The 10,494-nt window shown below is 67.7% G+C and carries 13 protein-coding genes and 1 tRNA gene; 3 read left to right on the top strand and 11 right to left on the bottom strand.

The genetic code is table 11. The features are described from left to right. Positions 1-1,536 (bottom strand): AMP-binding protein (locus JWQ91_RS04375; RefSeq protein ID WP_297781317.1); only part of this gene is annotated, 1,536 nt, incomplete at its 3' end. A gap of 12 nt (positions 1,537-1,548) precedes the next feature. On the opposite strand from JWQ91_RS04375, the gene JWQ91_RS04370 reads away from it, so the two are divergent. Then, positions 1,549-2,178 (top strand): TetR/AcrR family transcriptional regulator, encoded by a 630-nt coding sequence (locus tag JWQ91_RS04370; protein ID WP_297781314.1) that lies wholly within the window; start codon positions 1,549-1,551, stop codon positions 2,176-2,178. Between the two features lie 99 nt (positions 2,179-2,277). Here the strand turns inward: JWQ91_RS04370 and JWQ91_RS04365 are convergent, their stop codons facing one another. From JWQ91_RS04365 to JWQ91_RS04345, 5 genes are all read right to left on the bottom strand, one after another. Beyond that, positions 2,278-2,679 carry a heme-binding protein gene (locus tag JWQ91_RS04365; RefSeq protein ID WP_297781311.1) on the bottom strand — a complete coding sequence of 134 codons (402 nt, stop codon included), beginning with the start codon at positions 2,677-2,679 and terminating at the stop codon, positions 2,278-2,280. 44 nt (positions 2,680-2,723) lie between these two features. Beyond that, entirely contained in the window at positions 2,724-3,944 is a 1,221-nt protein-coding gene (gene fdhA / locus JWQ91_RS04360; RefSeq protein ID WP_297781308.1) for a formaldehyde dehydrogenase, glutathione-independent, read from the bottom strand. Between the two features lie 62 nt (positions 3,945-4,006). Further along, a complete protein-coding gene (locus tag JWQ91_RS04355; RefSeq protein WP_297781305.1) occupies positions 4,007-5,170 on the bottom strand; it encodes a luciferase family protein in 1,164 nt (387 codons plus the stop codon). Continuing rightward, positions 5,167-5,682 (bottom strand): VOC family protein, encoded by a 516-nt coding sequence (locus JWQ91_RS04350; protein ID WP_297781302.1) that lies wholly within the window; start codon positions 5,680-5,682, stop codon positions 5,167-5,169. The genes JWQ91_RS04355 and JWQ91_RS04350 overlap by 4 nt, the downstream gene beginning before the upstream one ends. A gap of 26 nt (positions 5,683-5,708) precedes the next feature. Then, positions 5,709-6,284 (bottom strand): NADPH-dependent F420 reductase, encoded by a 576-nt coding sequence (locus tag JWQ91_RS04345; protein WP_297781299.1) that lies wholly within the window; start codon positions 6,282-6,284, stop codon positions 5,709-5,711. Positions 6,285-6,366: 82 nt separating this feature from the next. On the opposite strand from JWQ91_RS04345, the gene JWQ91_RS04340 reads away from it, so the two are divergent. After that, positions 6,367-6,855: a MarR family transcriptional regulator gene (locus JWQ91_RS04340; RefSeq protein WP_297781296.1), complete on the top strand. Its 489-nt coding sequence runs from the start codon at positions 6,367-6,369 to the stop codon at positions 6,853-6,855. 30 nt (positions 6,856-6,885) lie between these two features. Here the strand turns inward: JWQ91_RS04340 and JWQ91_RS04335 are convergent, their stop codons facing one another. From JWQ91_RS04335 to JWQ91_RS04315, 5 genes are all read right to left on the bottom strand, one after another. Further along, positions 6,886-7,599 carry a hypothetical protein gene (locus JWQ91_RS04335; protein WP_297781294.1) on the bottom strand — a complete coding sequence of 238 codons (714 nt, stop codon included), beginning with the start codon at positions 7,597-7,599 and terminating at the stop codon, positions 6,886-6,888. Between the two features lie 281 nt (positions 7,600-7,880). After that, positions 7,881-8,474, bottom strand: a complete 594-nt coding sequence (locus JWQ91_RS04330) for a class I SAM-dependent methyltransferase (RefSeq protein ID WP_297781291.1) — start codon at positions 8,472-8,474, stop codon at positions 7,881-7,883. Between the two features lie 9 nt (positions 8,475-8,483). Further along, positions 8,484-9,323, bottom strand: a complete 840-nt coding sequence (locus JWQ91_RS04325; RefSeq protein WP_297781288.1) for an alpha/beta hydrolase — start codon at positions 9,321-9,323, stop codon at positions 8,484-8,486. Positions 9,324-9,355: 32 nt separating this feature from the next. Further along, positions 9,356-9,429, bottom strand: a tRNA-Gly gene (locus JWQ91_RS04320). 160 nt (positions 9,430-9,589) lie between these two features. Next, the gene (locus JWQ91_RS04315; protein WP_297781285.1) at positions 9,590-10,174 is read right to left on the bottom strand and encodes an XRE family transcriptional regulator; all 585 of its coding nucleotides are present in this window, start codon (positions 10,172-10,174) and stop codon (positions 9,590-9,592) included. Between the two features lie 65 nt (positions 10,175-10,239). Between JWQ91_RS04315 and JWQ91_RS04310 the strand changes: the two genes are divergently transcribed. Beyond that, positions 10,240-10,494: methyltransferase domain-containing protein (locus tag JWQ91_RS04310; RefSeq protein WP_366521349.1), on the top strand; the 255-nt coding region annotated here is incomplete at its 3' end.

Here is a 10,494-nt window from a genome sequence, read left to right as displayed (position 1 = left end):
GACGGCCGCCTCTCGGACTGCTGGGTGCTGATAGAGGACATCTTCAACTTCGCGGGGCCATACCTTGTACCCGGAGGTGTTGATCTGATCCTTCAGGCGGTCAACGAGGTAGACCCATCCGTCATCGTCCATGATGGCTCCGTCGCCAGTTCGGAGTCGCCCATTGGGCATGGTGGACAGTGTTTCGGCCTGGTTGTCCCAGTAGCCCGGGATGACCTGCGGTCCACTCAGCTCGAGTTCCCCCTGCTTCCCGCGTGGCACGGGAGCGCCGGTTTCGGGGCTGACGACTCGTGCTTGGAGGTGGGGGAGAGGTACTCCGATCGACAGGGTTCCGCTCTGTTCGTGGATGGGCGCATCGACCCCCAGCGGGACCGCGATGACCGCAGACGACGTCTCCGTCATTCCGTAGACGTTGTGGATGTAAACCCCGAACCGCTCCCGGAACCTTGCGAGTGTGGCGGGTGGGATGGGGGCGCCGCCGGAGTAGAGCGCCTTGAAGGAGGAGAAGTGCCTGCGCGATGCGTGGGAAAGGCGCTCTATCGAGTTGAAGGCAGTGATCGACCCGATGGTGAACGTCACCTCGTGCTCGACGAATGCGTCGAGAGCGACGCTCGGCTCAAAACGGTTGATCATCACCAAAGAGCATTCATTCACGAGCGCGATCGTTGCGTTGAGGACCGCGCCGGTGATGTGGAAGAAGGGAGCCGTCGCGAAGACGACGTCGCCCGACTCAAGATGAACCCAGGGTGCGTACGAGTCTGTCACCGCCAGCAGATTCTGATGAGTGTTCATCGCGCCTTTCGGCGGGCCCGTCGTGCCCGACGTGTACGTCAGGAGCGCGATCTCCGAACCATCGATCTGGGTTGCATTCGGACGAGATCCCCGGAAGCGCTCAATCAGGTCGCGGAGGTCGCCGTCCTTCGCCGGCGTGCCACGAACGGTCGTCTTGAACACGCGGGGGTCGTTTCGACTTTGATACGCCAGCGAGGAGGTGCTCAACACCCACTGGATTGAGCTGTCGTCGACAGTCTCGATGGTCTCATCAAGAGCGTGATCGTCGCAGATGATCCCTATGGCCCCCGAATCATCGACCAGCCTTCGGAGCTCCTCTCGCCGGTACATGGGATTCAAGAGCAGCGCCGCCGCCCCGAGCTTCCAGAGTGCGAGGAGCACGAGCGGGTACTGCGGAATGTTCTGGAGGTAGATCCCGACCCGGTCGCCGCGACGAACGCCGAGTGAAACCAGACCGACGGCCAGCGCGTCGGACTCATCATCAACCTGTCGCGCAGTGAGAGCGCCGTCGAAGTACAGGATTGCCGTCGCATCTGGCGCGCGCTCCACCCGTGCGTGCCACGCATCAACAAGAGAGGAGAACTTCTGCGGTGGACGCGGTTGTCCTGCGTAGAATGCTTCCTGTGGACCTTGGAGACTCTGCTGCATCGCGGGTCGGTCCTCCTCGAGATCTTCTGCTGCGACCGAACGATCGCTCGGCTGATAGCCTCGTCGAGAAGTGACTTGTTTGTCAACGGTGGGCACCGAGGGAGCATCATGACTACTGACATCGGCTCGGACCCGGCCCGTCTGTCCGACTGGCGGGTCTACCCCGAAGATTTGCTGCCGCCGATTCTTGAGGCCGCGTTGGAATGCTTCGTGGATCAGGGGTATCACGGCACCACCATTCGGACCGTGGCCGCAAGCGCGAACCTCTCAGTCCCGGGGCTGTACCACCACTACTCATCGAAGCAGGACCTGCTCGTCGCGATAGTGGATCACGCGATGGCCGAGTTGTGGGAGCGGAGTGTCTGCGCCTTGCAGGAGGCGGGAGATAGGCCCGAAAGGCGACTAGACCTGCTGATCGAGTGCCTCGTCCTGTTCCATGCTCACCGCCGGCAGCTCGCGTTCATCGCGGCGAGCGAGATCCGGAGTCTGGTCGGGGATGCCCGGATCGCGCTCATCGCAGCACGCGATCGGCAACAACGGCTCATGGACCAAGCCCTGTCAGACGGGGTCGCCCAAGGCGTCTTCACCACCCCACTTGCGATTGAGGCAAGTCGCGCACTGGTGACGATGTGCACCGGAGTGGCGCAGTGGTACCGGCACGATGGCCCAATGACACCGGACGAGTTGGCGCGTGACTACATCCTCATCGCAAGAATGACCGCTGGCTGCGAGGTCTGAGACCCGTAGGGGCGACGGAGAAACAGGCCATCACCCCGCGGTCATCAAGCTCGACCAGCTGCTCGCCGGGTAGTCGCACGGGTGGCGGCTTCGACCTGACTACAGCGCGGCGAGCCCTGCCTCGGCGACGGCCTGGTCCTGCTCTCCGGAGCCGCCACTGACCCCGAGACCGCCGACGACGACGCTGTCGCGGGTCAGCGGGACGCCGCCGGCGAAGATCGCGACCTTGCCGTCGTTGGTGGTGTGGATGCCGAAGAACTGCTGGCTGGGCTGCGAGTTGTTGCCCAGGTCCTTGGTCTGGATGTCGAACGCCTTGGACGTCCATGCCTTGCTGATCGAGATGTCGATGCTGCCGATCCAGGCACCGTCCTGACGCACGTGCGCGACCAGGTTGCCCCCGGCGTCGACCACGGCGATGTTCATGGGCTGGCCGATCTCGTCGGCCTTGAGCTCGGCGGCCGCGATGACGAGGCGGGCCTCCGCAAGGGTGAGTGCTGACATGGGATTCTCCTACGGTTGGGTCGTGCTGGTGGCATGGGCACGTCTCAGGTCGAGACATATCCGTTGGGGTTGAGGACGTACTTGGTGGCGGCGCCGGCGTCGAACTCGGCGTAGCCGCGGGGGGCGTCGGTGAGGCTGATGGCGGTGGCGTTGACGGCGTCGGCGATGTGCACCTTGTCGTGCAGGATCGCCATCATGAGCTGACGGTTGTACTTCATGACGGGGCACTGGCCGGTGGTGAAGGACAGGGACTTGGCCCAGCCGGTGCCCAGCGACAACGACAGTGCGCCGACCTTTGCGGCGTCGTCGACGGCTCCGGGGTCACCAGTGACGTACAGCCCCGGGATGCCGATCGCGCCGCCGGCGGCGGTGACGTCCATCAGCAAGTTGAGCACCGTCGCCGGGGCCTCGGCGGCGGTGGCGCCGTGGCCCTGCGAGCGGGCCTCGAAGCCGACCGCGTCGACCGCGGCATCGACCTCCGGCACACCCAGCAGCTGGGCCAGCTGGTCGGTTACCGAGCCGTCGCCGACGTCGATCGTCTCGCAGCCGAAGCTGCGCGCCTGGGCCAGCCGGTCGGCGTTGAGGTCACCGACCACGACGACCGCAGCCCCCAGCAGCTGCGCCGAGGCGGCGGCGGCCAGGCCGACCGGTCCGGCGCCGGCGACGTAGACCGTCGAGCCGACCCCGACGCCGGCGGTCACGGCGCCATGGAACCCGGTCGGGAAGATGTCCGACAGCATCGTCAGGTCCAGGATCTTCTCCAACGCCTGGTCCCGGTCCGGAAACACCAGCACGTTCCAGTCCGCGTACGGGACCAGCACGTACTCGGCCTGACCGCCGACCCAACCACCCATGTCGACATACCCGTACGCCGATCCGGGACGATCCGGGTTCACGTTCAGGCAGATCCCGGTCTTGCCTTCCTTGCAGTTGCGGCACCGGCCGCAGGCGATGTTGAACGGCACCGACACGATGTCGCCGACCTTGACGAACTCCACGTCCGGGCCGACCTCGACCACCTCACCGGTGATCTCGTGACCCAGGATCAGGTCCACCGGGGCCGTCGTGCGACCCCGCACCATGTGCTGGTCCGACCCACAGATGTTGGTCGCGACGGTCTTCAGGATCACCCCGTGCGGGACCTTGCGGCCCACGTTCGCCGGATTCACGCCCGGCCCGTCCTTCAGCTCGAACGTCGGGTAGTCGATGTCGATGACCTCGACGACGCCCGGTCCCTTGTACGCCACTGCCTGGTTGCCTGACATGTTGTTCCCTTCGACGATCCCTGAATTCCTTCTAACAAGGGAGTCGCCGTTTGGGAAGGGACCTACTGACCGAGGTGGGCCCCGGTCGCGTAGGCATGACTGAGCCGCACGATGCTCGCGACGGTGGTGAGCTCCTGCTCGTCCCGTGGCCCGAAGAGCATCACGAACCCCGGCGAGAGCTGCGTGCCGGCGAAGAAGTGCGCGCGGCCCCAGCCCTTGGCCACCAGGTCAGCCGCCTGGGCAGGGGGCAGTGCGAGGTGCAGCGAGCCGTCCTCGGCCGGGTGCAGGTGGGCGAACTCCCGGACCGACGGGACGAGGAACGCCTGGGGGTCGCCGGCGCCGCCCTCGAGGTTGAACGCGCGCGCTCCCGGCACCGAGATGCGCGAGTCGCTCACGGTGACGCCCGGCAGGTCCCGCACGAGGTCGAGGAGTCGTTCCTGCAGGTCGGCGGGAGCGTTCTGCGTCACCTGCTGCTGGGGGATCGTCCAGGTCACGTCGGGGGTCAGCCCGGTGCGCTCGGGAAGGACGCCGCCGGGGATCGTCGGCCAGTCCACGTCGACCGCGGGGCCGGGGGTCGGCACGGGCTGCTGCGCGACGTACGTGAAGCGCTGGTGGATCCAGCGGCCGAGGTCGGTGAGGATCGGCGCGGTGATGCCGTGGCCGCCGGGGGAGCGGCGGGCCGTGACGGGTGCGCCGGACTCCGCGTTGAGGTACTGCCAGGTGCGGCCGAGCAGCTCGGCAGGGATGACGTGGTCCTGGTCGCCCTGGGCGAGGAAGACCGGCAGGTGCGCGAGCTGGCCCCGCTCGACCGGGACCCCCGCGTCGAAGGGCAGCGTCGCGAACAGGATGCCGGCGCCGCTGAAGCGTGCCGGTTCGCTCAGCATCAGGCCACCCGCGAACGCGCCGCCGCCACTGAACCCGATGACGATGACCGGCCTGCCGGCGGGTGCGACGTCGTCCAGCCACGTCCGGAACCAGGCCATGGTGTCGGCGAGCGACTCGGCGACCGGGCGGCCGATGCCGCGGTTCGCGAACCACGCAAAGCCGCCGCCCTCGGCGATCGGAGCGCGGACCGCTGCGTACGCGACTCCGGCCGGCAGGTGGGGCGCCAGCGCGATGATGTCCCGCTCGTTGGAGCCGCGGCCGTGCAGGAGCACGACCAGCGGTGCGTTGGGTGAGGTCTCGCCATGGGTGACGACGACAGGGGGTGCGAAGGATGTGCTCATCGGGCTCCTGCCTCCAGAGGGACGAGCTCGGCAGAGGTGCTGACGCCGCTCCACTGCTTGATCTCCATGGCCAGGTCGAGCCGGTCGATGGGGGCCGCGTTCTCGTAGGCGCCCCACTCGGCGCGGGGCAGCATCCACATGACCTCGAACTCGTTGCCGTCCGGGTCCGTGCCGTAGACACTCTTGGTGGCGCCGTGGCTCGACTCGCCCGTGTAGGCGTCGAGGTTCGCCAACGTCATCCGGCTCTGCTCCAGCTCGTCGATCGTGTCGACCTGCCACGCGAGGTGGTAGAGCCCGAACGATCCCGGGGTGCGCATCGGGCGCGGACCGATCCCGAACAGACCGAGGTCGTGGTGGTTGCCCGACCGGGGCAGACGCAGGAAGGCGGCGTCGGCGCGGGGCTCCCGTGCCGCGACCTGCATCCCGAAGGCCGCCTCGTAGAAGGCGACGCTCCGGTCCAGGTCGGACACGTAGAGGACGGCGTGGTTGAGCCGGACGGCGTTGACGGTCATCAGTTGCTCCTGTTCGCGGGTCGTCGTCAGGCGACGGTCGCGAACCCGCCGGTCCACGAGATCTTCTCGGACGCGGCGAGCGTCAGCTGCAGGGAGCCCATGGCCTCGAGCTCACGGGCGCGCTTCAGCGAGCCGGCGTCGATGGCCTTGAGGCCACCGGAGGTGACGATGCCGGCCAGGGTCGACTTCGCGTCGGCGTCGTCGCCCGCGATGAGGACCGTCGTGGTCAGGCCGCCGATGGTGCCGGCGGCCAGGGTGCCCGCGAGGGTCGTGTTGAACGCCTTGAGCACCCGCGACTCGGGGAGCGCGGCAGCGACCTCGGCGGCAGCGGAGCTGTCGGCCGGGACGGTCAGGGAGTCGAAGGTCTCGAAGTTCAGCGGGTTGGTGATGTCCACGACGATCTTGCCGGCGAGGCTGGCGCCGCGCTCGGCGATGACGGCTGACAGCGCCGGGTAGGGGACCGCGAGGACGACGACGTCGCCCGTGACCTGCGTGCCTGCGTCACCTTGGCCGACGAGCTGGACGGTGTGGCCGCCCCTGCCGGCGACGGAGGCGATGGCCTGGCCCATGTTGCCGGTGCCGATGATCGAGATGCTGGTCATGAGAGCTCCTCAGTAGTTGATGTTTCAATTAAAGAATAGGACTGTTTAGTTGTAGATGCAACCATTTCGATAGGGTGTGACCATGACCACGAACTGGCTGAGCAATGAGGAACGAGCAGCGTGGCTCCGGCTCATCGCGGTGGTCGAGCTGCTGCCGGGGTCGTTGGACACGCAGCTCCGTGCGGAGTCCCAGCTCACGCACTTCGAGTACTTCACGCTGGCGATGCTCTCGGAGGCGCCCGCCCGGACCCTACGGATGGCTGAGCTGGCGCAGCGGTCCAACGCCACCCTGCCGCGCTTGTCCCACGTCGTGAAGAGGCTGGAGGCCAGGGGGCTGGTCGAGCGCTACCCGTGCGAGGAGGACAGGCGTGCGACCAACGCCCGCCTCACCGAGCCCGGCTGGGACGTGGTCGTCGCGGCGGCGCCCGGTCACGTCGAGCACGTGCGGCGGCTCGTGCTCGATGCGCTGACACCTGAGCAGGTCGGGCAGCTCCGGTCGATCGGGGATGCCTTGCTGGGCGCGCTCGACCCGGACGGTCGCATGACGGGCTTGTACGACCCGGCCCGTTAGGACACCCGGTCTTCCGTCGATCAGGAAGGGTCATCGGCGGTGGTCGAGAGATTCCGAGAGCTGGGCGGAGAAATACTCCAGTGCCGTCTTCGTCTTCGTCTGCTGCTCGCCCGAGAGATCAAGACCCTTCAGGGTCAGGAAGGCCCTCAGCTCGGCCGCGGCCTGGAAGGCCTCCGCCGGAGGGCACTTGGCCGAGAGCTCGAGGATCCGCGAACCGTCCGGGTAGAGCCAGAGCTCCGCGACGAGTCGCATACGCAGCTCTGATGGATGGAGCTTCAGCTTCAGCACGGTGATGGGACCGAGGATCGACAGGTCGTCCAGCTCTACCCCCTCGGGTGCATGCGCCTGGAAGAACGATTTTTGCTCCTTGGAGAACAGCTTGCGGATGGTCTTCGCTCCGGCGGCGACCTCCTTGACAGGTGCCGAGTCCAAGGTGGCCTTCATGGACGCCGAGCAGACGAAGCCTCCCGGCATCGCATCGACCTCGATCCCCAGGTTGTCGGAGCTCCACGCCTCTTTGAGGTCTCCCGGCACGACGGGCCTCAGCTTGACCACCGAGTCGTCTCCCCGTCTCTGCGCCCGGCGAGCCCGGACGACGACCCCGTGCCTGTCGAGCGTCAGGTCGGGGGTGTCGAAGAAGAACACCTGCCGGATCTGGGCGTCGAGCGCATCCATCCCCAAGGCCATCACGGCTGCGCGTCGATCCGAGTCCGGCACGGTCATCTTGAGCTCGACGCTGTCCACCTCTCTCGTCAGCTCGAGCAGCTCACCGACCTGTGCATCCGAGAGTCGATCCGGCGACTCGTTGCTCATGCTCGGCATCTGTGCAGCCCTCCCCTGGTTGGAGGTCGCGCCACCACAGCGACCCCACCTGAGGCAGCCACTGTTCCGTGCCGCGCAGATCCGGGCATCACCCACGGCAGATGAAGCGGCCGTGCGTGCGCTGGCGGGTCGGCGAATGATCTCGCGATCGCGTCACCTGACGAGAGAAGGGGAGACCGCCGCCTCCACCCCGGGACCGACAACTAACGCAGCTGAGCCAGCACGACGAGCCACCCCGTGTCGTGAGGGGACTGGTCGGACCACTCCGGCGTGAATCCCGCCGCCTGCAACGCGTCGATGAACTGCTCCTTGGTCCGGAGCGCACGGTAGTAGGGACTGCCGGACTCGCCGACCTCCCAACCGGCCCCCTCGCCCCGGGGTATCGAGACCAGGAACCGGCCACCGGGACGCAGCGCGCCGGCGACCTTGGACAGCACGGTGGGGAGGTCCTCGGGCTCCACGTGCTGGAGCACGTGCAGCGTGACGACGGCATCGTACGGACCGCCGAGGTCGTCGTTGATCGCGTCGAGCCGATCGGCCTGCTTGCCGCGCGCCCGCTGCAGGTCGATGAACGCCTGGGTGATGTCGGTGCGTCGAACGGTCAGCCCGGCGTCCTCGAGCTGGTCGGCATCCCACCCCGGCCCGGAGCCGATCTCGAGGGCACGACCGGCCGGGACCGTCTCGGCCAGGCGGGCCAGCGCGGGGGCGAGGACACGGTTGCCGGAGGTCTCGCGGGCGTACTCGGCCGCGATCTCCTCGTAGGACTCGACGGTGCGAGCATTCGCTGACGGCTCCATGACGAGAGCCTAGGCAAGGAACTCGTGCATCGCGGCGAGGACATCGTCACGGCGGTCGATGAACAGGTAGTGGCTGGCGCGGAGCTCGATGACGCGGGCGTTCGCCGTCTCCGCAGCGAACCTGTCACGGCAGGCGGCCCGCCACGTCGCCTCGGCACCCTGCCACTGGTCCCCGAGGGCGTAGACGGCCAGCGCTGGTGCGGCGATGTCGGAGTAGGGGTGCCGGAACGTCTTCAGGGCGTGAACGAACGGCGCCGAGGCCGTGGTGGAGAACCTGTCCATGACGGACCCGTCCGCCCGGGTGTCCACGGTGGTGCGCAGCATCGCGTCCATGGCGGGCCCCCGGACGCTGTCGGGGAGCAGGGAGTGGACGAAGTCGACGTAGTCCGCGTACGAGGCGAACGTGTCCGGGCTCGCTACCTCTTCGGGCCACTCGGGCGTGGGGCTGTCGGCCCAGTCGTAGGCCCCGTCGAGGTAGACGATCCTGGCGACGCGTCCGGGATGACGAGCGGCCAGGGCTGAGACCTCGCCCCCTCCCATCGAGTGCCCCGCGACGTGGGCGCGCTCGATGCCCAGGGCGTCGAGCAGGCGTCGCGCGTCCTCGGCGGCGTCGGTGAGCGCGTGGCCGGCCTGGACCTGGTCGGTCAGCCCGTGCCCGCGCCGGGTGAGGGCGAGCACTCGGAACCGGTCACTCAGGTGCGGGGCCAGCTCGGCGAAGACGTGGGCGGTGCAGCCCAGACCAGCCAGCAGCAGCAGGGGCTCTCCGTCGCCGCCCCAGTCCAGGTAGTGGAAGCGGACGCCGTCGAGCGTGACGAACTGGTCCGGGGGTATGTCGATGCGATCCGGCACCCGGCGACCGTACCGCGGCAAGCTCGGGCGTATGGAGCGGACGCGAGGATTTGAACCTCGACCCATTCCCTGGAAGGGAAGCGTGCTGCAACTACACCACGTCCGCGAAGGCAGTCTCAGAAGAGGCTGCCACGTTCACAGTATGAAACACCTTCAGGAGCATCCGGGCGCCGGGGTGTCGCTCCAGGGCGTGAGGGCATCGCGCCGCATGAAGCGTCGAGATAGCGGTGGATGGACGTGCTCCGATTCACGCAGACGTCATGTGCTCACTGTCCGGAGCGGACGTGCATTCGTTCGCCTTGGGGGCCGAACAGGCCGAGGATCTCGGCCGGGATGTCGCCGCGGTTTGCGACGACGTGGGGCGTGCGTGTGTCGAACTCCACGACCTCGCCGGGCCCGAGGTCGATCTCGCGCCGATCCAGGACGAGGTGCAATCGACCGGAGAGGACGTAGATCCACTCGTATCCCTCGTGGACCTGAGGTCGGTACGGCTCACGTGGGTCGTGCGGGGGGATGACGATCTTGAAGGCCTGCACTCCTCCGGGTCGACGGGTCAACGGGATGAAGGTCCGCCCGTGGCGGACGAACGGCTTCGCTCGCACCCGGGGATCGCCCGTCTCCGGCGCATCGACGAGCTCGTCGAGCGGCACCTGGTGGACCCGCGACAGCTGCAGCAGGAGCTCGAGGGTCGGGCGTCTCTGGCCGGCCTCCAGGCGCGAGAGCGTGCTCACCGAGATGCCGGTGTCCGCGGAGAGCTCCGCGAGAGTCGCCCCGCGTGCGGTGCGCAATGCCCGCAGCCGCGGCCCGACACCGTCGAGAACGCGACTCGTGTCGTCCGGTGAATCGGCCATGGGACCATCTTGCCGTAACAGCAAAGAAACTTGCTCTCCGGCGGACGCGGCTGCACGCTGGGGCCATGACCAAGACCGACGATCACAGCGATCACCAGCAGGATGCCCCGGACTACTTCGAGCAGCCGGGTTGGGACGCGCGCTACTCCGGGTCCGACAAGATCTGGAGTGGCAGGCCGAACCCGCAGCTCGTCGCGGAGGTGAGCGGGCTGACGCCCGGCACCGCGCTGGACGTGGGATGCGGGGAGGGCGGCGACGTCATCTGGCTCGCGCAGCAGGGGTGGACCGTCACCGGCGCCGACTTCTCGACCGAGGGGCTG

The organism is Aeromicrobium sp., from assembly GCF_025965075.1.
Classification (GTDB): Bacteria; Actinomycetota; Actinomycetes; order Propionibacteriales; family Nocardioidaceae; genus Aeromicrobium.
This window is presented reverse-complemented; position numbering and strand designations above follow the sequence as displayed.